Below are 21,115 nucleotides of genomic sequence, written 5' to 3' on the forward strand. Positions count from 1 at the left end.
TCGCGAGCAGGCTCGCTCCCACAGGTATGAGGCGGATCAGAGCTCGTCGCTGATCGGCAACACGTAGTTCTTGAACTCGGTGTCTTCTTTGAACCCGATCGACTCGTAGGTCTTCTGCGCCACTTCGTTGTTGCTGCTGGTGGAAACACGCATGCGCACGGCGTTGGTTTCCTTGGCCATTTTCTTCGCGGTGCGAATCAGATTGTCGGCGACCAGTTGGCGGCGGGCCTCTTCGGCGACGTAGATGTCGTTGAGGATCCACACGCGTTTGAGCGATAGCGACGAAAAGCTTGGGTACAGCTGACAGAAGCCCATCAGCTTGGCGTTGTTGTCATCGGACAAGGCCAGGTAGATCACCGATTCCTTGCGACGCAGGCGTTTTTCGAGGAACGCACGGGACGAATCCGGATACGCAAGGGAACCATAAAACTCACGATATTTGACGAACAGCGGAGTCAGGAGGTCCAGGTGTTCGAGGGTCGCTTGAATAATCCGCATGGTAGGTCTCGTCTTCAAGTGGCTGTCTTCACGTGCTCTGACGGCAATTTGCTACTCGGGCAGCCGTGCTTCGATCCTGCCTGAAAGCACAGCAGAAACGCAATGCGGAAACGGTTCAGGCATCCGGCGGACTGAGTAGGAAATTTCCCTTTATGCCCGCACCGGCGTCCGACCCCAGCGTCTGGACCTGGGCTTCGTCCTTCAGATTGACCCCTGATAACTGCCGCCGACAGGCTTCGCGCATCAAATACAGCAAGCGGTGTGCCGCCATGCCATAACTGAGGCCTTCGAGCCGCACGTTGGAGATGCAATTGCGATAGGCATCCGTGAGGCCGACCTTAGGATTGTAGGTGAAATATAAACCCAGGCTATCAGGCGAGCTGAGTCCCGGACGTTCACCAATCAAGATCACCACCATTTTCGCACCCAGCAGCTCACCGACCTGGTCAGCCACGGCCACTCGGCCCTGTTCCACCAGAATGACTGGTGAAACGGACCAGCCATCCGCGGCGGCCTGTTCTTCCATGCGTGTCAGAAAGGGCACGGTATGGCGATGAACGGCCAGCGCCGACAGCCCATCGGCGACCACAATCACCAAATCCACGCCGCCCGGATGGGCCGAGGCGTAGTCCTGCAAGGTCTGCGCCGACTCATCACTCAACTTGCGTCCCAGGTCAGGGCGCTGCAGATAGCTGTTGCGGTCCGTGGCCGCGCTGTGCAGCAGCAAACTCTCCCGGCCGCGCTCGGCCAGTTGCGCGCCCAGCCCGGCGTGGTCAAACGGCAAATGCACCGCATCCCGGGCTTGGGCGTGGGCGTACTGGAAATCCAGTTGTGCGCTGGTCGGCATGCTGGTGCCGGTACGGCCCAGGGCAATGCGCGCCGGGGTCAGGCGACGCAGTTCCAGCCAAGGGTTCTGTGGATCGACGGGTGGTTTATCCATATCAACACTCATCCCAGTTGCGCCAAAGCCTGGCGGAAGGCCGGCGGCAGGTTGTTGCCGAAGTGGACCTTGCCGTCGGCCTGGGTGAAGATGCCCATTTTCGCCAGCCACTGTTCAAACTCTGGCGCCGGTTTCAACCCCAGGGTTTGCCGAGCGTAGAGGGCGTCGTGGAACGAAGTGGTCTGGTAGTTGAGCATGATGTCGTCGGAGCCGGGGATGCCCATGATGAAATTGATCCCGGCCACGCCCAGCAGGGTCAGCAGGGTGTCCATGTCGTCCTGGTCGGCTTCGGCGTGGTTGGTGTAGCAAATGTCGCAACCCATCGGCACGCCCAGTAGCTTGCCGCAGAAGTGGTCTTCGAGGCCGGCGCGGATGATCTGTTTGCCGTTGTAGAGGTATTCCGGGCCGATAAAGCCTACGACGGTGTTCACCAGAAACGGCTTGAAGTGGCGCGCCACGGCGTAGGCCCGAGTCTCGCAGGTCTGTTGGTCGATGCCGTGGTGGGCGTTGGCCGACAGCGCGCTGCCCTGGCCGGTTTCGAAATACATCAGGTTTTGCCCGAGGGTGCCGCGGTTCAGGCTCAAGCCGGCGTCGTAGCCCTCCTGCAAAACATTCAGGTTGATGCCGAAACTGGCGTTGGCCGCTTCGGTGCCGGCGATCGACTGGAATACCAGGTCCAGCGGCACGCCACGATTCACCGCCTCGATGGAGGTGGTGACGTGGGTCAGCACGCAAGCCTGAGTCGGAATGTCGTAGCGCTGGATGATCGCGTCGAGCATTTCCAGCATGGCGCAGATCGAGGCGATGCTGTCGGTGGCCGGGTTGATGCCGATCATCGCGTCGCCATTGCCGTACAGCAAGCCGTCAAGAATGCTCGCGGCGATGCCGGCCGGTTCGTCGGTGGGGTGATTGGGTTGCAGGCGTGTAGACAAGCGGCCACGCAAGCCCATCGTGCCGCGGAACTGGGTGACTACGCGGATTTTTTGCGCCACCAGCACCAGGTCCTGCACGCGCATGATCTTCGACACGGCGGCGGCCATTTCCGGCGTCAGGCCGGGCGCGAGGGCGCGCAGGCTCTGCTCGTCGGCGGCATCGCTGAGCAGCCAGTCGCGAAAGCCACCGACGGTCAGGTGGCTGACCACGGCAAAAGCTTGTTTGTCGTGGGTGTCGATGATCAGTCGGGTGACTTCATCGGCCTCGTAAGGAATCAGTACTTCTTGCAGGAAGTGGCTCAGCGGAATGTCCGCCAGAGCCATTTGAGCGGCCACACGTTCACCATCGTTGAGTGCGGCAACGCCGGCCAGAAAGTCCCCGGAGCGCGCCGGGCTGGCCTTGGCCATGACTTCCTTGAGGCTCTCGAAGCGGTAGGTCTGGGCGCCGACGGAATGGGCAAATGCGGCCATGGGACGGGGTCCTCCTGATTCTGTAAATGACTCAAATACACCGCTATCCCGGTGTAGGAGCTGCCGAAGGCTGCGATCTTTTGATCTTGCCTGTTAAAAAACAAGATCAAAAGATCGCAGCCTTCGGCAGCTCCTGCAGGGGCGGCCGCGTGCACTTCGATGTAGCAGGCGCCGGGCACTGAGCCCGGCGCCGGTGCAACTTAGTTACCTGTGAGCATAGCGTCCGCCGGTGCGTCGGAGCGCTGCTTGGCGGTCAGTTGGAAATACAGGTAGCCGGCAGCCATGAAACCGAGGAATACCAGGCCAATCACCGTGTTGAACCACGCCATCGCCACCAGGCACACCACCGCCAGAAACAACGCAATCCCCGGCACAATCGGATAGCCCGGTGCGCGGAAGGTGCGTTCCAGGTTCGGCTCGGTTTTACGCAGTTTGAACAGGCTCAGCATACTGATGATGTACATCACGATGGCGCCGAATACCGACATGGTGATCATCGCTGCCGTCAGGGTCATGCCTTGCAGATTGACCAGGCCGTCGCTGTAGATCGCCGCGATGCCAATCACGCCGCCAGCCAGGATCGCCCGGTGCGGGGTCTGGAAGCGCGAGAGTTTGGCCAGGCCTTTAGGCAGGTAACCGGCGCGGGCCAGTGCGAAGAACTGCCGCGAGTAGCCAAGGATGATCCCGTGGAAACTCGCCACCAGGCCGAACAGGCCGATCCAGACCAGCATGTGCATCCAGCTCGAATTGTTGCCGACCACGGCTTTCATCGCCTGGGGCAGTGGGTCGTTGATGTTCGCCAGTTGACGCCAATCGCCCACGCCGCCCGCCATGACCATCACGCCGATGGCCAGGAACACCAGGGTCAGGATGCCGCTGACATAGGCTTTGGGAATCGTCCGTTTCGGGTCTTTGGCTTCCTCGGCCGCCATGGCCGCGCCTTCAATGGCCAGGAAAAACCAGATCGCAAAGGGGATCGCCGCAAAGATGCCGGGGATCGAGGCCATGGTGAATTCGTTGGAGCCCGACCAGCCGTTGAGGACGAAATTGCTGAAGCTGAAGCCCGGCGCCACCACGCCCATGAATACCAGCAGCTCGGCAACCGCGAGCACGGTGACCACCAGTTCAAACGTCGCGGCAATGCTGACGCCGAGAATGTTCAGGCCCATGAACACGAAATAGGCGCCGACCGCTGCAATCTTCGGGTCCAGATCCGGGTATTGCACGTTGAGATAAGCGCCGATGGCCATGGCAATCGCCGGCGGCGCAAAGACGAACTCGATCAGGGTGGCGATGCCGGCGATCAATCCACCTTTCTCACCAAACGCCCGCCGGCTATAGGCAAACGGCCCGCCAGCGTGGGGGATTGCGGTGGTCAATTCAGTGAAGCTGAAGATGAAGCAGGTGTACATCGTCGCCACCATCAACGCAGTGACGAGAAAACCCAGGGTGCCTGCGGTGCCCCAGCCGTAACTCCAGCCGAAGTATTCGCCGGAAATCACCAGGCCGACGGCAATACCCCATAAGTGCAGGGTGCCGAGTGTGGGTTTGAGCTGTGTCGTCGAAGTCATAAGTCCTCTCTGTTTTTTATTGTTTGATCTGTTGGACTTTCGGGTGCAGCAGTTGGGTTGATGAACGCTGTTCACGCAGCGGTTTATCTGTGGAGCGGGCACGCAAAGCCCGTGCCAGAGCGGCAGGGCGATGTTCGTTGTGTCATGGGGGGCGTCATCGCGAGCAAGCTTTGCTCCTACGGGTACAACGCAATCCTGTAGGAGCAAGGCTTGCCCGCGATAGCCATTACGCGGTATCGCGCCGGGTTTAGAAGAAGCCCAACGGATTGATGTCGTAGCTCACCAGCAGGTTTTTGGTCTGCTGATAGTGGTCGAGCATCATTTTGTGGGTTTCACGGCCGACGCCGGACTTTTTGTAGCCACCGAACGCGGCATGCGCCGGGTACAGGTGGTAACAGTTGGTCCACACACGACCGGCCTTGATGGCGCGGCCCATGCGGTAGGCGCGGTTGATGTCGCGAGTCCAGAGGCCGGCACCCAGGCCGAACTCGGTGTCGTTGGCGATGGCCAGGGCTTCGGCTTCGTCCTTGAACGTGGTGATGCTCACCACCGGGCCAAAGATTTCTTCCTGGAACACGCGCATTTTGTTGGTGCCCTTGAGCAGGGTCGGCTGGATGTAATACCCGGTCGCCAGGTTGCCCTCGAGTTTTTCCACCTTGCCGCCAGTCAGCAGCTCGGCACCTTCGCCCTTGGCGATTTCCAGGTACGAAAGGATTTTGTCGAATTGCTGCTCGGATGCCTGGGCGCCGACCATGGTGTCGGTGTCCAGCGGGTCACCACGTTTGATCGACAGGACTTTCTTCATCACGACTTTCATGAAGTCGTCGTAGATCGATTCCTGAACCAGTGCGCGGGACGGGCAGGTACAGACTTCGCCCTGGTTGAAGAACGCGAGCACCAGGCCTTCAGCGGCTTTCTCGATGAAAGTCGGTTCGGCTTGCATGATGTCGGCGAAGAAGATGTTCGGCGACTTGCCACCCAGCTCCACGGTGGACGGAATAATGTTTTCGGCGGCTGCGTGCATGATGTGCGAGCCGACCGGGGTCGAGCCGGTGAAGGCGATCTTGGCGATGCGCTTGCTGGTGGCCAGGGCTTCGCCGGCTTCTTTGCCGAACCCTTGCACCACGTTGAGCACGCCGGGTGGCAGCAGGTCGCCGATCAGTTCCATCAGCACGGTGATGCCCAGCGGGGTTTGCTCGGCAGGCTTGAGCACCACGCAGTTACCGGCAGCCAGGGCCGGGGCGAGTTTCCAGGCGGCCATCAGGATCGGGAAGTTCCACGGGATGATCTGCCCGACCACGCCCAGCGGTTCATGGATGTGATACGCCACCGTGTTGCCGTCGATCTCGGCAGCGCTGCCTTCCTGGGCGCGGATGCAACCGGCGAAGTAGCGGAAGTGATCCGCCGCCAGCGGGATGTCGGCGTTGAGGGTTTCGCGAACGGCTTTGCCGTTGTCCCAGGATTCGGTGATTGCCAGCAGTTCCAGGTTTTGCTCGATGCGGTCGGCGATTTTCAACAGCACCAGCGAGCGCGCCTGGGCGGACGTGGCGCCCCAGGCATCGGCCGCGGCGTGGGCAGCGTCCAGGGCTTTGTCGATGTCTTCAGCCGTGGAGCGCGGGAATTCGGCAATCGGTTGGCCATTCACTGGCGAGGTATTGGTGAAGTACTGACCTTTAACAGGCGCGACGAACTCGCCGCCGATGTAGTTACCGTATTTGCTCTTGAACGAAACGATAGCGCCTTCAGTACCGGGGTGAGCGTAACGCATGGTGGATTCTCCTTGGCTTTTGTGCTTATCAGGCTCAGTACGAAAACTGCCTGCGCGACGATCATGCTGCGTTAAAAACAGACTCGGAATGCTCATGTAGGTCCCCTGCACTCCGCTTCCTCGCCTGTTTTTGCCTTGCCTGATCGCCGCTCGGCGAGTTTTCGTACCGACCCTGGGGAGAGCGCATGTGCGCTTGTTATAAGCGTAGAGCAAAGGTTGGGCCACTGCCTTGCAGGTCAGGCAAATCAAGGCCTTGCGCAGTTTATGTCGGACAAGCGGGCAGCGCCTGTGACGGTTTCGGTACAGCCTGGGTGACACTTTGTACCGCTTGTGGCACAGCCTGTGACCGGGCGGTCTTGCCAGCATTGCAATGAAGGCTTGGCTGGAGGATGCTCCGTATTCATATGACTACGTCATTGGGATGCACACCTTTGATGGCTGCTGCATAACCCCTGTAGGAGCTGCCGAGTGAAACGAGGCTGCGATCTTTTGATTTTGCTTTTGAAGAAACAAGATCAAAAGATCGCAGCCTCGTTTCACTCGGCAGCTCCGACACGTGTGGTGTAAGCGGCTCGGGGAGAATAATAAGAAATGCACGACAACCATTTGAGTCGCCATGCCCAGCAAGTCCTGACCGTTACCCAGGGCAAATCGCACCTGCATGGCCCCGGCAGCGATCCGTCGATTGCCCGTTCCTGGCTGCGCTGTCTTGAGGACTATCACCTCGACCCGGCCCTGACCATTGCGCCGACGGTGCTGGAACACGGGCGCGTACTGGAAAGCCGCGAACGCTTGCAGCAAGTGCTGCAGATCGCCGGCAACGAAATGACCAGCCTCCACCAGCAGCTCTCCGGCGCCGGCCACGCGGTGCTGCTGACCGACGCCCGCGGGGTGATCCTTAATTGCGTCACGGCCCCCGCCGAACGGAAGATCTTCGAGCGCGCCGGGCTCTGGCTCGGCGCTGACTGGAGCGAAGCCTGCGAAGGCACCAACGGCATCGGCACCTGCCTGGTGGAGCGCCAATCGCTGACGATTCACCAGGACGAACACTTTCGCGGCCGCCACACCGGCCTGACCTGCTCGGCGAGCCCGGTGTTCGACCCGCATGGCGAACTGCTGGCGGTGCTTGACGTCTCTTCCGCGCGCCACGAAGTCTCGCGCCAGAGCCAGTTCCACACCATGGCGCTGGTCAATCTTTCGGCGAAGATGATCGAGAGCTGTTATTTCCTGCGTTACTTCGACAATCAATGGTTGCTGCGTTTTCACTTGCAGGCCGAATCCGTCGGGCTGTTCAGTGAAGGTCTGCTGGCGTTCGATGGCGAAGGGCGGATCAGTGCGGTCAACCAGAGCGCGTTGAACCTGCTGGGACACATACGCGGCGGACTGCTGGGTAAACCGGTGGAAGCGTTTTTCGATTGCTCGCTGGATGAGTTGCTCGGCTGCGCGAGCGTAAATGCCAGCACCAGTTGGCCGTTGCGCACTCGTGATGGGCGCAGTCTGTTTGCCGTGTTGCGCGGCCAGCCGCGCAGTATTCCGGTGCCGCTGGTGCAACGTCCGGTGATTGCCGAACGCCCGCGTTTGTCCGGCATCTGCCTGGGCGATGCGGCATTGCAGGAAGACTTCCGCAAGGCCCTGCGGGTGTTCGAACGGGACGTGCCGCTGCTGATCAATGGCGAAACCGGTTCCGGCAAGGAAGCTTTCGCCAAAGCCGTGCACCACGCCAGCCAACGGGCCGAAAAGTCCTTCGTCGCCCTCAACTGCGCGGCCATCCCCGAAAGCCTGATCGAAAGCGAACTGTTCGGCTATCGCGGTGGCAGCTTTACCGGTGCGCGCAAGGAAGGCATGCGCGGCAAGTTGCAGCAGGCCGATGGCGGTACGTTGTTCCTTGATGAAATCGGCGACATGCCGCTGGCCTTGCAGACTCGGCTATTAAGGGTGCTGGAAGATCGCCAGGTGGTGCCGATTGGCGGTGAACCGGAGTCGGTCAACGTCAGAATTATCAGCGCCACCCACCGGAATTTGCTCGATCGGGTGCAGGACGGCAGCTTCCGCGAGGATTTGTACTACCGACTCAATGGCCTGGAAGTCGCGTTGCCGGCCTTGCGTGAGCGCAGCGATAAATCCCAGTTGCTCGATTTTTTGTTGGCCGAAGAGGCGGGCGGGGAAACAGTGCTGATTGATCAACCGGCGCGGCAGGCCTTGCTTGGTTTTGCCTGGCCGGGGAATGTGCGGCAGTTGCGTAATGTGCTGCGCACCCTGGCGGCGTTGTGTGATGGCGGGCGGATCGGGCTGGAGGATTTGCCGGCGATGATTCGTCAGGCCCGGCCGGCGGTTGCGTTGGTGGTTGAGGAACCGTCGGAGCATCCGCTGGATGATGCCGAGCGGCTGGCGCTGTTGAATGCGCTGGAGCAGACGCGCTGGCATATGACGCACACCGCTGAACAGCTCGGTGTCAGCCGCAATACCCTTTATAGAAAACTGCGCAAACACGGCATCGCCCGTTCTGCGTAACTGATCGTTCCCACGCGCCCCGTGGAAATGCCTCAACGGACGCACCGCGTTCGGCCCTGGATGGGGTGCATTCCCGCGCAGAGCGTGGGAACGACCATGTGCGCGATCTCGTAGGAGCGAGGCTTGCCCGCGAACAACGATAACGCGGTTTACCCGTCAAACCGCATGATGGCCTTCGCGGGCAAGCCTCGCTCCTACGGGGGCGGCGGTGTTTGATCTTCAAACACAAGGTGCGATTTTCCCCTCCCTACGCTAACCTGCGGCCATGTTTTACGAGGTCGACTATGCACATTCATATTCTGGGTATCTGCGGCACTTTCATGGGGTCGATGGCGGTTCTGGCCAAAGAACTGGGCCATCATGTGACCGGCTCCGATGCCAACGTCTATCCGCCGATGAGCACTCAGCTTGAGGCTCAGGGCATTCAGTTGACCCAAGGCTACGATCCCGCCCAGCTCGATCCGGCTCCGGATCTGGTGGTGATTGGCAACGCCATGTCTCGCGGCAACCCGGCCGTCGAGTACGTACTGAACAAAGGCCTGCCCTACGTTTCCGGCCCGCAATGGCTGGCGGATCACGTGCTGCAAGGTCGCTGGGTGCTGGCCGTTGCCGGTACTCACGGCAAGACCACCACCAGCAGCATGCTCGCCTGGGTGCTGGAGCACGCGGGCATGAGCCCGGGTTTCCTGATCGGCGGCGTGCCGCAGAATTTCTCGGTGTCCGCTCGTTTGGGGGGTACCCCGTTCTTTGTGATCGAAGCCGACGAATACGACAGCGCATTCTTCGACAAGCGCTCCAAGTTCGTTCACTACCGCCCCCGCACGGCGATCCTGAACAACCTTGAGTTCGATCACGCCGACATCTTCCCCGATCTACCAGCCATCGAGCGGCAGTTCCACCATTTGGTACGGACCATTCCGAGCGAAGGCCTGGTGATCCATCCGACCACCGAGCCGGCGCTCAAGCGCGTGATCGAAATGGGCTGCTGGACCCCGGTGCAAACTACCGGTGCCGGCGGTCAGTGGCAGGTCAAACTGCTGAGTGAAGACGGTTCCAAGTTTGAAGTGATGTTCGAAGGCGTTGCCCAGGGCGTGGTCGAGTGGGACATGACCGGCCAGCACAACGTCGCCAACGCCTTGGCGACCCTGGCGGCGGCCCGCCATGTCGGCGTGGTGCCGTCCATGGGCATTGCGGCGCTGAGTGCGTTCAAAAGCGTGAAGCGCCGGATGGAGAAAGTCGCGCAAGTGCGTGGCATCACCATCTACGATGACTTCGCCCACCACCCGACTGCCATTGCCACCACGCTCGATGGTCTGCGCAAACACATTGGCGATGCGCCTCTGATCGCGATCATCGAGCCGCGCTCCAACTCCATGAAGCTCGGCGCGCACCGTGACGGTTTGCCGGAAAGCGTGGTCGATGCCGATCAGGTGATCTGGTACGCGCCAGCCAATCTCGGCTGGGACCTGGCGGGGACAGCAGCGCTGTGCACCGTGCCGTCGATTGTCAGCGACTCACTCGAGGGCATCATCGAACGCGTGAAGAGCCAGGCCCAGCCCGGCACTCACGTGGTGATCATGAGCAACGGCGGCTTCGGCGGCCTGCACGGCAAACTCGCCGAGGCGCTGCAATGAACAATGGCCCGGAGCGCATTACGCTGGCGATGACCGGTGCTTCCGGCGCCCAGTACGGCTTGCGCCTGCTTGATTGCCTGGTGCGCGAGGACCGGGAGGTGCACTTCCTGATCTCCAAGGCTGCGCAACTGGTGATGGCCACCGAGACTGACGTGACGCTGCCGCCCAAACCGCAAACCATGCAGGCGTTCCTGACCGAATACACCGGGGCTGCCGCCGGGCAAATCAAGGTGTACGGCAAGGAAGACTGGATGTCGCCGGTGGCGTCGGGCTCCGGTGCGCCAGCGGCGATGGTGGTGGTGCCGTGCTCGACGGGGACCTTGTCGGCCATCGCGACCGGTGCCTGCAATAACCTGATCGAGCGCGCCGCCGACGTGACCTTGAAGGAGCGCCGCCAGTTGATTCTGGTGCCGCGTGAGGCGCCGTACTCGAGTATTCATCTGGAGCACATGCTCAAGTTATCGAACATGGGCGTGACGATTTTGCCGGCGTCGCCGGGTTTCTATCATCAGCCACAGACCATTGATGACCTGATCGACTTCGTCGTCGCGCGGATTCTCAATCTGTTGAACATTCCTCAGGACATGCTGCCGCGTTGGGGCGAGCATCATTTGAGCAGCGATGAATAAGCTGCTGATGGTGCTACTGGCGTTGCAGCTGGCCGGATGCGCCACCGCACGCACCCTGAATGCCGCGCAACCGGGTGCGCCGGTGGTGTATTCGGGGACTCGGCTGGATTTGTATGCGATGAACGGTGGTTGTTGCGCCAAGGACCGTTTCGGTGCAGAAGCCCCGAGTTATCCCAATGTCGACCTGCCGGCCAGTGCGTTGCTCGACACGCTGTTGTTGCCGTTGTCGGTGTTGACGGTGATTGGGGTTGGGTTTCAGGCGACGGGTGGGTTGTAAAAAGCCAAAGCAAAAGATCGCAGCCTTCGGCAGCTCCTACGCGCCTTAGGGCGCTGCCGTAGGCTGCGATCTTTTGATCTTATTTACCTAACTTACGCAGCTCATCCGACTCAACCACCCGCACGCCATCCTGCTCTTCCAGCGCCAGTCGCCACATGGCGCGGGCCAGTTGGCAGGCTTCGATGCCGCGGTATTTGCCCGGAATCAATCGCGACAACGGCCCGGCGAATTGCTCGGCCAGCCGCGGTTCGAGGCGCTCACCCAGCAGCAACGAAGGACGGCAAATGGTCAACTGCGGCCAGTCCTGCGCGCGCAATGCGTGTTCCATCTCGCCTTTGACCCGGTTGTAGAAAATCGAGGATCTCCGGTCGGCCCCCAAGGCACTGATCACGATCAGGTGCCGCGCCCCCATTTCCCGCGCGCGCTTGGCGAACGCCACCACCATGTCCAGGTCCACCGCGCGAAACGCCTCTTCGGAGCCGGCCTGTTTGATCGTGGTGCCGAGGCAGCAGTAGGCGATGTCGACGCGACCGTTCAGTTGCGGCAGAAACACTACCGGGTCGCCGACCGGGTTTTCCAGGTGAGGGTGCTCGGCCAGTGGCCGGCGTGACGGTGCCAGGACCCGCGTAATCGTTGGCTCATTGAGCAGGCGATCGAGCAAATGTTCGCCGGTTAAACCCGTAGCTCCGGCAAGCAAGACATGCTGAGGCGTCAAGTACATAGTGTTTCCCCCTTGATACTATTCAGCTTAGTTGCTCTTGGCGTCCTTGCTGCTGATAGCCGCACTTTGTAATGCTTTGCGCGCTTGTTGTTTGCGTAGCAATTGCCAGTGGGCGAGCACGGTTTTCGGCGCCCAGATCTGCGGTTCGGAGGCTTCGAAGTTGTCCGCCAGCTCGCGCTCGGCAACGGTGGCCTTGGCCAGTTTGAAGGCTTGCTCCAGGTCGTCGGTCTGGTTCAGCGCCTGAGCGAACAGCGCGTCGCCGAAGTAGGTGAAGTTGGCTTCTTCCGAGCAGCCGAAGGACACCCGGTCAGCCCGCGAGGCCGTCATGATCAGGGTTCGTTCGTCTTTCAACGCCGGGATAAAACCGCCGGAATAGCAGGATGAAATCACGATGATCTTGTCGCGATTCTTCAGGGGCGCGAGGACCGCAGCCAGTTCGTCGGCGGGCAGGTCGGCCAGCTCCATTCGTGGCTGGTCGAGTACCAGTTCGTGTTCGCTGGTGCCGTGGCTGGTCAGGTAGATGAAGATCAGGTCTTCGGGGCCGCTGCGTTCGGCCAGGGTCTGGGCGGCGCGGCGCAGGTTTTCCGGGTGGCCATCGGCCGGTCGGTGAGGTGGTCGCGGTGGTTGACCAGACGGATTTGGCCATAAGCACCGAAGCGGCTGGCGAGCATGTTGGCGACGTAGTCGGACTCGCGCAGGAACACGCTCTGCTTGCCGTCGCCGCCGAGCGTCAGGCTGTACAGCTCAACCGCCGGGGTCGAGGCGGGCACGTTGCCCAGCGCCTCGTCGAGCAAGCGGCCCTGGGCCAGCAAGCCGAGCTCAAGGGTGTCGGGCAACAACTTGCCGTCGGCATCACGTACGCGTTGGCCGTTGATCCAGGTGCCGCTGATGACGGTACCGTCGGTCAGTACCAGCGTGCCGCGACCCTGATAGCTGTCAGCGTCGAATCCGCCGACGTAGAAACTGCCGTCGGCCAGGTTCAAGCGGCCCGGGCCAGTGAAGCGCCAATCGCTGAACTGGCCGATGTAGTGGCTGCCGTCGGTGCCGATCAGCTCGCCTTTGCCGTTGAGCACGCCTTCCTTGAACTGACCGATCCAGACATCGCCATCGGCGTTCTCGTAGCGACCCTTGCCGTTGAGCTGGTTGTCTTTGAAGGCGCCGACGTAGATATCACCGTCGGCGCTGTTGAAGGTGCCGTTGCCTTCCAATTGACCGTCGACGAAATGCCCGCTGAACTGATTGCCGCTGGCATCGCCGCGCTGGCCTTCGCCGTTGGGCTTGCCGTGGGCAAACTGACCTTGATACGAGCTGCCGTCTTCGAGTTCGAGACGGCCGAGCCCTGAATACTGATCGGCCTTGAACTCACCACGGTAAGTCATGCCGTTTTCTTTGAGGGTGCCTTCGCCGTCGCGCCGGCCGAGTTTGAAGCCGCCGCTGTAGCTGCTGCCATTGGTGGTCAGTGTGCCCTGGCCGTCGAACAGCCCTTGCTGGAACTGCCCGCGATACACCTCGCCGTTGCTGCCGTGCCACTCGCCCTGGCCATGCCATTGGCCCTTGTCGAACTGGCCGGCGTACCAACTGCCGTTTGGGTAGTCGATGCGGCCCTGGCCTTGCAGCAACCCATTGACCAAATCGCCACGATAGCGTCCGCCATCCGGCAGTCGGGCGTCAGGGGACAGCAGCGATTCGCCATTGCCGCAAGCGGTGAGCAACAGGGTCAAAGCAAGGGGTGCAAGTGAGCGCATAGCGGGATCCGGGCAGTTAGGCGACCGAGTATGCCGCAGCTATGCGACCTTATATAGCGAGGGAATAAATAGAGTCGCGAAACAGCATGAGCTGCTTCGCATCCAGAGGCTTTATACGAAACAGAGGGACAGCGGTTCGGCGATGTACGCCGGTTTGTCCGAGCCTTCTATTTCCAGTGTTGCGGTGGCCTTGAGCAGCCATTGTCCGGGTTTCTTCTCGGTGACTTCGTTCATGTCGACCTTGAGCCGTACCCGTGAATTGACTTTCACCGGCTGGATGAAGCGCACGCTGTCCAGGCCATAGTTGACCACCATTTTCACGCCTTCCGGCAGGATCAGGATGTCTTCCATCAGTTTGGGCATCAGCGACAGCGAAAGTAAACCGTGGGCAATGGTGCTGCCGAATGGGGTTTTCGCGGCTTTGACCGGGTCGACGTGAATGAACTGATAATCCCCTGTGGCTTCGGCGAACAGGTTAATGCGCTCCTGATCGATGGTGAGCCATTCGGAACGTCCAAGTTCCTTGCCGACATAATCTTTGAGCTCTGCAACAGGAACATAGGGCATTGAGACTCTCCTTGGTTTCATCGGTTTTATAGTTTTGAGGCGGGGGGGATTTGACCTCCCGGCTTACTACTTTAGATCAACATGACAAATTGCTCCGGTCAACTGACCATGCTTTTGGCGAATGCCGGTGTATAGCGTCGGCGTGCTTATAATGCCCGGCCCCTTCTTTGTGGGGCGAGCGTTGCGGGAGATGCCGGATGTTGTTACGTGGCCTGACCTGGCTGGTGCTGTTCCAATTGCTGGGCACAGCCATCAACCACCTGTTTTTGCCGGTGCTGCCGGGACCGATTATCGGCCTGCTGCTGTTGCTGGTGTTCCTGATTATTCGCGGCGAGGTCGGTGAGCCGCTGAACCTGGCCGCTGGCAGTTTGCTGCGTTACCTGCCATTGCTATTGGTGCCGCCGGCCGTGGGTGTGATGGTTTACGCCAAGGACATTGCCGCAGACTTCTGGGCCATCGCCGGCGCACTGGTGTTGTCGTTGGTGCTATCCATGGCCTTCGTCGGGGTGCTGATGCAGCGCCTGATCAAACGCCACGCCCATCGCGGAGACGGCCAATGATCCTCGATTGGCAAGGTGCCCTGGATTCGGTGATTCACCATCCGCTGTTTGGCATCGGCATTACGCTGGGCGCTTATCAACTGGTGCTCGCGGCGTTCGAGAAAACTCGCTGGATCTTCCTGCAACCGGTGCTGGTCTCGATGGTGCTGGTGATCGGCGTGTTGGTGGGCTGCGGCCTGACCTACGCCGAGTACCGCAAGAGCACCGAGATTCTCAGCATCCTGCTCGGCCCTGCCACGGTTGCGTTGGCGGTGCCGCTGTACTTGAACCTGCGACGGATTCGGCAGTTGTTCTGGCCGATTTTTACTACGCTGGTGATAGGTGGCGTGGTCGCCACGGGCATGGGTGTGTTGCTGGGCTGGTGGTTTGGTGCCGAACATATGATCCTGATGACCATGGCGCCGAAGTCCGTGACCTCGCCGATTGCGATGCTGGTAGCCGAGCAGATTGGTGGTGTCGCGGCACTGGCAGCGGTGTTCGTGTTGATTACTGGCGTGATCGGTGCGATTTTCGGCCCGAGTCTTTTGACCCGGCTCGGTGTCCATAGCCCTGAGGCCCGCGGGATGGCCCTGGGCATGACCGCCCACGCGGTCGGCACTTCGGTGGCCTTGCAGGAAAGTGAAGAATGCGGTGCCTTCGCGGCGCTGGCGATGAGTCTGATGGGTGTGGCCACGGCGGTGTTCCTGCCGTTGGCGGTGTCGATGGTGGTGTAAGGAAATGTCTATGAGTCTGCCGCTTTTCCCGCTGAACACGGTGCTGTTCCCTGGTTGCATCCTCGACCTGCAGATTTTCGAGGCGCGCTACCTGGACATGATCAGCCGCTGCATGAAACAAGGCGGCGGCTTTGGCGTGGTGTGCATCCTCGACGGCGAAGAGGTCGGTATCGCCCCGGCGGGTTATGCGCTGGTGGGCTGTGAAGCATTGATCACCGACTTCAAACAGCAGGACAACGGCCTGCTGGGGATTCAGGTGCAGGGTGGGCGGCGCTTTAACGTATTGCACACCGAAGTCCAGCGCGATCACCTGACCGTGGCCGATGTCGAGTGGCTGGAAGACGAGCCTGAACAACCGTTGCAGGATGAAGACGCTGACCTGGTTGCGCTGCTCAAGGCCCTGGCCGAACACCCGATGGTCGAGGCGCTGAACATGGGTACCGAAGCAACCGGGCAACAGTCACTGGCCAATCAATTGGCGTATCTGCTGCCGTTCGCAGAAGTGGACAAGATTGATCTGCTGCAGCTCGATGATCCGCAACAACGGCTGGATGCGATTCAGGCGTTGCTGGATGAGTTGCAGGGCGAACTGTTTGCTTGAGCCCTAAAAGATCGCAGCCTGCGGCAGCTCCTACATGGGATATGTGTTCACCCTGTAGGAGCTGCCGAAGGCTTCGATCTTTTGATCTTTAAAGGGCTCGCCTTAATACGCATACCGCAACATCGCATGCGGCAAATGCCGCAGCGCAAAAAACGCAAACAACGCCAGCATCGACGGCAACACCAGCCACCAGACTTTGGCTGGCATTGGGTTGAGTGGTGTCTGGCGTTGACTCAGCCACAGGCTCGCCGCACAGACACAGGCCGCCAGCATCGCGCCGGCCAGTACATCCGTCGGCCAATGCGCCCCTAGATAGACCCGCGACAAGGCAATCGCCAGCGCCGGCATGCAGCCCAACAACAGCCAAGTCAGGCGCATTCGGGGTGGTTGTCCGCGTCCGGCCAGAACGGCGAGCGCCAGAAACAGTGCAAATGAGCCCGAGGCGTGGCCGCTGGGCATGCTGTAACTGGTCAGTGGATCTGTCAGCACTTCCGGACGCAGGCGCGCGAAAAAGTGCTTGGTCACCGTGTTGCCAATCGCCGTACACAACAGCGCGCCGCCAACGAAAATCGCCTGGCGCCATTGCCGTGTCAGCAACAGCAGACCGGTCAGCAGGGCGCTGAACACCAGCATATTTCGGAATTCGCCGATCAGCGTGAAGATGACGGCCACCTCATCCATCATCGGGCTGCGGTGTTCTTGCACCAGAGCCATCAAGCCTTGATCGAGCGCAGTCAGGTGCGGGTAGCCGAAAAACAGCCCGAGCAGAATCAACAGGCCCACGCTGGCAATGAAGGCGCTGGCGTGGCGATGACGACGCAGGCTGCTGGTGACACTCAAACCGATCATGACCGCGATGCTGCCGGCGACAATCCCGGCTTCAGGCCAGAAACCTTCCGGTAATGGCAGGCGAATCGCCGCGCCCGTGGCCCAGCCGGGCAGCAGGTAGGCAACGCTCCAGCCCGCGGCGGCCAGCAGGCTGACGGCGACGAAGCGAGGGAAGGGCATGTCGAACATCCCGGCGACCATCGGCAGCATTGGCCGCAACGGCCCGATGAAGCGCCCGACTAACAGGCTGGCGATGCCATACCGCTGGAAATAAGACTCGGCCCCGGCGATCCATTCCGGGTGATTGCGCAAGCCTGGCAGGCGGCGAATGTTCTGGTGGAAATGTCGCCCAAGAAAGTACGAAACCATGTCCCCGAACAAACCACCGAGAAAACCCAGCAATAGTGTTTCGCCGAGTGGCAGCGCGCCGCTGCCGGCCAGCACCGCCACGGCAAACAGCAAAACGGTACCGGGCACGATCAGCCCGGCAATCGCCAGGCATTCCACGCAGGCCACTATGAACACCGCGGCGGCCAGCCACTGCGGATTGACCGTCAACCAACCGGTAATGCTATCGAGCCATGGGCCCATACCTACAACTCCACTTTACGAATTGACCACCGCGTAGGAGCTGCCGAAGGCTGCGATCTTTTGATCTTCAGCTTTTTGATACCGCTGAAAACAGGATCAAAAGATCGCAGCCTTCGGCAGCTCCTACAGGGGGGGATTGTGTTTACAACAAAAAATAATCGCGACCTTCGACCTGCCCCCGGCGCAGCGGGTTCCGCGTGCAATACGGCGCATAAGCCGCATCAACGAAGCGGTACATCAGATGTTCGTCACGTCCATGGGGAATGCCCAGGCGGGTGGTTTGAATGATGTGGGCGGGGGCCGGGCCGACGTCTTGCACCAGCAACACTTCATGATCGAAGCGCTTGGCGTCCCAGACCGGCACTTTCAACCCCAGCGCCTTGCACAGCAGTGTTTGCCCGGCGCAGAGTTTTTGCGAGGGGCGAGGGCGACCTTGAGCGTCGGGGTTGTTCACCAGCATCTGCGCCAGACTCGCTGGCCCACTCAATTCATCGACCCACGGATAAGCGGATTTGATCAGCACCGCATTGCCCGGCCCTTGGGCGCTGAAGTTCAGCGAATCGCCACCCCGGGCGTAATACATATAGATGTGGCCGCCATCCAGAAACAAAGCCTTACGCTTTTCTGTGTAGCCAAGGGAGGCGTGACTGCCTTTTTCTTCGCAGTAATACGCTTCAGTTTCGATGATCCGGGCACTGAGCCACAGGTCACCGACCCGGTGACGGATGACTTTGCCGAGTAACTCCCGGGCCAGAATTTGTGCGTCGCGGTCGAAAAAACCGTCCGGGAGCGCCGTGGGCAGGCTCGAAACGGAGGCGCGAACAGTCAGGTTGGACATGATGAACGGCGTTTATCAGGGCTGATTGAGTCACGATGATAACAATTTGCAGCTTAATCACGGCTGAACGTCGGCAAATTGCCCTCCATTTCGACCATCCGCCCGTCACCGCTGTTAGTCCAGGGACGCGACAGCTATAATCTGCCGCTTTACTCTTTTCCAAAATCCAGCAAAGACCACTCCAGACCATGACTGAGTCCGTCCTCGACTATATGACCCGCCTGGGTCGCGCTGCCCGTGAAGCGTCGCGCATCATCGGCCGTGCCAGCACTGCGCAGAAAAACCGCGCCTTGCAGGCGGCTGCCAATGCGCTGGATGCTGCACGCGGCGAGCTGACGGCGGCCAATGAACTGGATTTGGCCGCCGGCCGGGCCAATGGTCTTGAACCTGCCTTGCTGGAACGCCTGGCACTGACCCCGGCACGGATCGACGGCATGATCGTTGGCCTGCGTCAGGTCGCGGCATTGCCTGACCCGGTCGGCGCGATCCGCGACATGAGCTTTCGCCCGTCCGGTATACAGGTCGGCAAGATGCGTGTGCCGCTGGGCGTGATCGGGATCATCTACGAGTCCCGCCCGAACGTGACCATCGATGCCGCCAGCCTGTGCCTGAAGTCCGGCAATGCAACCATCCTGCGTGGCGGCTCCGAAGCGATTCATTCCAACCGTGCCATTGCCGCCTGCATCCAGCGCGGCCTGGCCGAGGCCGATCTGCCTGCCGCCGTGGTGCAAGTGGTCGAAACCACTGACCGCGCTGCCGTCGGCGCGCTGATCACCATGCCTGAATACGTTGACGTGATCGTGCCGCGCGGCGGCAAGGGCTTGATCGAACGGGTCAGTCGCGACGCTCGGGTGCCGGTGATCAAACACCTGGACGGCATCTGCCACGTCTACGTCAGTGCCCACGCCGATCTGCCGAAAGCCCGGCGCATCGCCTTCAATGCCAAGACGTACCGTTATGGCATCTGCGGCGCGATGGAAACCTTGCTGGTGGATCAAAGCGTTGCCAAAGATTTCCTGCCATCGATGGCTGCACAGTTCCGCGAAAAAGGCGTTGAACTGCGCGGTTGCGAACGCACCCGGTCGATCATCGAGGCCGTTGCCGCGACTGAAGAAGACTGGAACACCGAGTACCTGGCGCCGATTCTGTCGATCCGCGTGGTCGACGGTTTGGATCAGGCCATCGAGCACATCAACAAGTACGGCTCTCACCACACCGATTCGATCGTCAGTGAAAACCTCGCTGACACCCGGCGTTTCGTGGCTGAAGTCGACTCGTCGTCGGTGATGATCAACACGCCGACCTGCTTCGCCGATGGCTTTGAATACGGATTGGGTGCCGAGATTGGCATTTCTACTGATAAGCTGCACGCCCGCGGCCCGGTGGGCCTCGAAGGTCTGACCTGCGAGAAGTACATCGTGGTTGGCGACGGCCAGTTGCGCGGACAGGAGTCGGTCTGACTTGGGCGACCTCGACCCGTCAGCCCCGGTCACTGCCGGCGAGGCTGAGCCTCGACGCATTGGCGTGCTGGGCGGAACCTTCGACCCGGTGCACATCGGCCATTTGCGCGGTGCGCTGGAAGTCGCCGAATCGCTGGACCTCGATGAACTGCGTCTGACACCCAGTGCCAGGCCGCCGCATCGGGACACGCCACAGGTGTCGGCGCAGGACCGTCTGGCGATGGTTGAGTGCGCGGTAGCCGGTGTGGCGCCGTTGGTGGTGGACGCCCGTGAATTGCAGCGGGACAAACCGTCCTACACTATCGATACCCTGGAATTGATGCGCGCCGAAATGGCCGCTGAGACCCAGGTTTTTCTACTTTTGGGCTGGGACGCATTTTGCGGCCTGCCCACTTGGCACCGCTGGGAAGAGTTGCTCCAGCATTGCCACATCCTGGTGCTGCAACGCCCGGATGCCGACAGCGAACCGCCGGATGCCTTGCGCAATCTGTTGGCGGCACGCTCGGTGAGCGACCCGCTGGCCCTCAAAGGGCCGAGCGGACAGATTGCATTCGTCTGGCAGACACCGCTCGCGGTATCCGCCACCCAGATCCGTCAACTGCTGGCCAGCGGTAAGTCGGTACGTTTCCTGGTGCCCGACGCGGTCCTGGCCTACATCGATGCGCACGGTCTGTACCGTGCGTCGAACTGAAAAAAAGGGCACGCTTCACGGCACGTGATCACGTGTAACGAAGCGCCCGAACATACGAGCAAAACGAGTTTTATATGACGAACAAAGACGTAACTAAAGTAAAGCGCAAAGGCACGTTCAAGAGCGCCCCGCTGCCAGTAGAGGTCCCAACCGGACCGGAACTGCGTGGTGAAGAGCTGGTCAAGGTTGCCGTTGCAGCCCTGGAAGACGTGAAAGGCCAGGACATCCAGGTCATCGACGTTCGTGAAAAGCAGAGCATCACTGACTTCATGATCATCGCCACCGGTACTTCGAACCGTCAGATCGGCGCGATGCTGGACAAGGTCCGCGAAGCGGTCAAAGCCCTGGGCGTCAAGCCACTGGGTGAAGAAGGCAAGGGCGACAGCGACTGGGTGTTGCTGGATATGGATGACGTCATCGTGCACATGATGACTGCCTCGGCTCGTCAGTTTTACGACCTGGAGCGTCTGTGGTCCGGCGCCGAACAGAGCCGTGCTCTGAACGCGGCTCACCACAGCCCGGAAAACACCCACGAGCATTTCATCAAGCTCAACAAAGACCAGCAGTAA

General features: G+C 60.6%; 19 protein-coding genes and 1 pseudogene. 10 read left to right on the top strand and 10 right to left on the bottom strand.

Features of this window, described 5'->3' with window-relative positions; all coding sequences use genetic code 11:
* Positions 1-36: 36 nt before the first annotated feature.
* From JFV26_RS09910 to exaC, 5 genes are all read right to left on the bottom strand, one after another.
* Positions 37-498 carry a GNAT family N-acetyltransferase gene (locus tag JFV26_RS09910; protein ID WP_201191880.1) on the bottom strand — a complete coding sequence of 154 codons (462 nt, stop codon included), beginning with the start codon at positions 496-498 and terminating at the stop codon, positions 37-39.
* 115 nt (positions 499-613) lie between these two features.
* Positions 614-1,438: an ethanolamine ammonia-lyase subunit EutC gene (gene eutC, locus JFV26_RS09915; RefSeq protein WP_201191882.1), complete on the bottom strand. Its 825-nt coding sequence runs from the start codon at positions 1,436-1,438 to the stop codon at positions 614-616.
* Positions 1,439-1,446: 8 nt separating this feature from the next.
* A complete protein-coding gene (locus JFV26_RS09920) occupies positions 1,447-2,841 on the bottom strand; it encodes an ethanolamine ammonia-lyase subunit EutB (protein WP_201191884.1) in 1,395 nt (464 codons plus the stop codon).
* Between the two features lie 200 nt (positions 2,842-3,041).
* Positions 3,042-4,412: an ethanolamine permease gene (eat, locus tag JFV26_RS09925; RefSeq protein ID WP_201191886.1), complete on the bottom strand. Its 1,371-nt coding sequence runs from the start codon at positions 4,410-4,412 to the stop codon at positions 3,042-3,044.
* Between the two features lie 247 nt (positions 4,413-4,659).
* Positions 4,660-6,180, bottom strand: a complete 1,521-nt coding sequence (gene exaC / locus JFV26_RS09930) for an acetaldehyde dehydrogenase ExaC (RefSeq protein ID WP_201191888.1) — start codon at positions 6,178-6,180, stop codon at positions 4,660-4,662.
* Positions 6,181-6,771: 591 nt separating this feature from the next.
* On the opposite strand from exaC, the gene JFV26_RS09935 reads away from it, so the two are divergent.
* The 4 genes from JFV26_RS09935 (at position 6,772) to JFV26_RS09950 (ending at position 11,231) form a co-directional block, all read left to right on the top strand.
* The gene (locus JFV26_RS09935) at positions 6,772-8,691 is read left to right on the top strand and encodes a sigma-54-dependent Fis family transcriptional regulator (protein WP_201191889.1); all 1,920 of its coding nucleotides are present in this window, start codon (positions 6,772-6,774) and stop codon (positions 8,689-8,691) included.
* Between the two features lie 284 nt (positions 8,692-8,975).
* Positions 8,976-10,325: a UDP-N-acetylmuramate:L-alanyl-gamma-D-glutamyl-meso-diaminopimelate ligase gene (gene mpl, locus JFV26_RS09940; protein WP_201191891.1), complete on the top strand. Its 1,350-nt coding sequence runs from the start codon at positions 8,976-8,978 to the stop codon at positions 10,323-10,325.
* Positions 10,322-10,954, top strand: coding sequence for a flavin prenyltransferase UbiX (gene ubiX, locus JFV26_RS09945; RefSeq protein ID WP_169372913.1), 633 nt, complete (start codon positions 10,322-10,324; stop codon positions 10,952-10,954). The genes mpl and ubiX overlap by 4 nt, the downstream gene beginning before the upstream one ends.
* Positions 10,947-11,231, top strand: coding sequence for a YceK/YidQ family lipoprotein (locus tag JFV26_RS09950; protein ID WP_201191893.1), 285 nt, complete (start codon positions 10,947-10,949; stop codon positions 11,229-11,231). Before ubiX ends, JFV26_RS09950 begins: the two co-directional genes overlap by 8 nt.
* A 79-nt stretch (positions 11,232-11,310) precedes the next feature.
* Here JFV26_RS09950 and JFV26_RS09955 read toward each other — a convergent pair whose 3' ends face one another.
* From JFV26_RS09955 to JFV26_RS09965, 3 genes and pseudogenes are all read right to left on the bottom strand, one after another.
* Positions 11,311-11,952 (bottom strand): oxidoreductase, encoded by a 642-nt coding sequence (locus JFV26_RS09955; RefSeq protein WP_201191895.1) that lies wholly within the window; start codon positions 11,950-11,952, stop codon positions 11,311-11,313.
* 27 nt (positions 11,953-11,979) lie between these two features.
* A pseudogene (locus JFV26_RS09960) lies at positions 11,980-13,697 on the bottom strand (C13 family peptidase).
* 111 nt (positions 13,698-13,808) lie between these two features.
* Complete coding sequence (locus tag JFV26_RS09965; RefSeq protein WP_201191897.1) at positions 13,809-14,264, bottom strand: MaoC family dehydratase; 456 nt, start codon at positions 14,262-14,264, stop codon at positions 13,809-13,811.
* 197 nt (positions 14,265-14,461) lie between these two features.
* Between JFV26_RS09965 and JFV26_RS09970 the strand changes: the two genes are divergently transcribed.
* The 3 genes from JFV26_RS09970 to JFV26_RS09980 are packed head-to-tail and all read left to right on the top strand — an operon-like array spanning position 14,462 to position 16,138.
* Positions 14,462-14,824, top strand: coding sequence for a CidA/LrgA family protein (locus tag JFV26_RS09970; protein WP_201191898.1), 363 nt, complete (start codon positions 14,462-14,464; stop codon positions 14,822-14,824).
* On the top strand, positions 14,821-15,537 hold the full coding sequence (locus tag JFV26_RS09975; protein WP_201191900.1) for an LrgB family protein: 717 nt from the start codon (positions 14,821-14,823) through the stop codon (positions 15,535-15,537). The genes JFV26_RS09970 and JFV26_RS09975 overlap by 4 nt, the downstream gene beginning before the upstream one ends.
* 10 nt (positions 15,538-15,547) lie before the next feature.
* Positions 15,548-16,138, top strand: coding sequence for an LON peptidase substrate-binding domain-containing protein (locus JFV26_RS09980; RefSeq protein WP_201191902.1), 591 nt, complete (start codon positions 15,548-15,550; stop codon positions 16,136-16,138).
* Positions 16,139-16,240: 102 nt separating this feature from the next.
* Here JFV26_RS09980 and JFV26_RS09985 read toward each other — a convergent pair whose 3' ends face one another.
* A complete protein-coding gene (locus JFV26_RS09985; RefSeq protein ID WP_201191904.1) occupies positions 16,241-17,557 on the bottom strand; it encodes a bifunctional DedA family/phosphatase PAP2 family protein in 1,317 nt (438 codons plus the stop codon).
* Positions 17,558-17,699: 142 nt separating this feature from the next.
* Complete coding sequence (locus JFV26_RS09990; protein WP_201191906.1) at positions 17,700-18,395, bottom strand: DNA-3-methyladenine glycosylase; 696 nt, start codon at positions 18,393-18,395, stop codon at positions 17,700-17,702.
* 188 nt (positions 18,396-18,583) lie between these two features.
* Here JFV26_RS09990 and JFV26_RS09995 point away from each other — a divergent pair, with 188 nt between their 5' ends.
* The 3 genes from JFV26_RS09995 to rsfS all read left to right on the top strand — a co-directional run bounded on the left by JFV26_RS09995 (position 18,584) and on the right by rsfS (position 21,115).
* Positions 18,584-19,855, top strand: a complete 1,272-nt coding sequence (locus tag JFV26_RS09995) for a glutamate-5-semialdehyde dehydrogenase (RefSeq protein ID WP_201191908.1) — start codon at positions 18,584-18,586, stop codon at positions 19,853-19,855.
* A gap of 1 nt (position 19,856) precedes the next feature.
* Positions 19,857-20,546, top strand: a complete 690-nt coding sequence (nadD, locus tag JFV26_RS10000) for a nicotinate-nucleotide adenylyltransferase (RefSeq protein ID WP_201191909.1) — start codon at positions 19,857-19,859, stop codon at positions 20,544-20,546.
* Positions 20,547-20,620: 74 nt separating this feature from the next.
* Positions 20,621-21,115: a ribosome silencing factor gene (gene rsfS, locus JFV26_RS10005; RefSeq protein ID WP_201191911.1), complete on the top strand. Its 495-nt coding sequence runs from the start codon at positions 20,621-20,623 to the stop codon at positions 21,113-21,115.

Source organism: Pseudomonas sp. TH31 (assembly GCF_016650815.1).
Taxonomy (GTDB): domain Bacteria; phylum Pseudomonadota; class Gammaproteobacteria; order Pseudomonadales; family Pseudomonadaceae; genus Aquipseudomonas.

Coding starts and splice junctions, on each gene's coding strand:
- JFV26_RS09910 (WP_201191880.1), bottom strand. CDS start 498: ATGCGGATTATTCAAGCGACCCTCGAACACCTGGACCTCCTGACTCCG.
- eutC (WP_201191882.1), bottom strand. CDS start 1,438: ATGGATAAACCACCCGTCGATCCACAGAACCCTTGGCTGGAACTGCGT.
- JFV26_RS09920 (WP_201191884.1), bottom strand. CDS start 2,841: ATGGCCGCATTTGCCCATTCCGTCGGCGCCCAGACCTACCGCTTCGAG.
- eat (WP_201191886.1), bottom strand. CDS start 4,412: ATGACTTCGACGACACAGCTCAAACCCACACTCGGCACCCTGCACTTA.
- exaC (WP_201191888.1), bottom strand. CDS start 6,180: ATGCGTTACGCTCACCCCGGTACTGAAGGCGCTATCGTTTCGTTCAAG.
- JFV26_RS09935 (WP_201191889.1), top strand. CDS start 6,772: ATGCACGACAACCATTTGAGTCGCCATGCCCAGCAAGTCCTGACCGTT.
- mpl (WP_201191891.1), top strand. CDS start 8,976: ATGCACATTCATATTCTGGGTATCTGCGGCACTTTCATGGGGTCGATG.
- ubiX (WP_169372913.1), top strand. CDS start 10,322: ATGAACAATGGCCCGGAGCGCATTACGCTGGCGATGACCGGTGCTTCC.
- JFV26_RS09950 (WP_201191893.1), top strand. CDS start 10,947: ATGAATAAGCTGCTGATGGTGCTACTGGCGTTGCAGCTGGCCGGATGC.
- JFV26_RS09955 (WP_201191895.1), bottom strand. CDS start 11,952: ATGTACTTGACGCCTCAGCATGTCTTGCTTGCCGGAGCTACGGGTTTA.
- JFV26_RS09965 (WP_201191897.1), bottom strand. CDS start 14,264: ATGCCCTATGTTCCTGTTGCAGAGCTCAAAGATTATGTCGGCAAGGAA.
- JFV26_RS09970 (WP_201191898.1), top strand. CDS start 14,462: ATGTTGTTACGTGGCCTGACCTGGCTGGTGCTGTTCCAATTGCTGGGC.
- JFV26_RS09975 (WP_201191900.1), top strand. CDS start 14,821: ATGATCCTCGATTGGCAAGGTGCCCTGGATTCGGTGATTCACCATCCG.
- JFV26_RS09980 (WP_201191902.1), top strand. CDS start 15,548: ATGAGTCTGCCGCTTTTCCCGCTGAACACGGTGCTGTTCCCTGGTTGC.
- JFV26_RS09985 (WP_201191904.1), bottom strand. CDS start 17,557: ATGGGCCCATGGCTCGATAGCATTACCGGTTGGTTGACGGTCAATCCG.
- JFV26_RS09990 (WP_201191906.1), bottom strand. CDS start 18,395: ATGTCCAACCTGACTGTTCGCGCCTCCGTTTCGAGCCTGCCCACGGCG.
- JFV26_RS09995 (WP_201191908.1), top strand. CDS start 18,584: ATGACTGAGTCCGTCCTCGACTATATGACCCGCCTGGGTCGCGCTGCC.
- rsfS (WP_201191911.1), top strand. CDS start 20,621: ATGACGAACAAAGACGTAACTAAAGTAAAGCGCAAAGGCACGTTCAAG.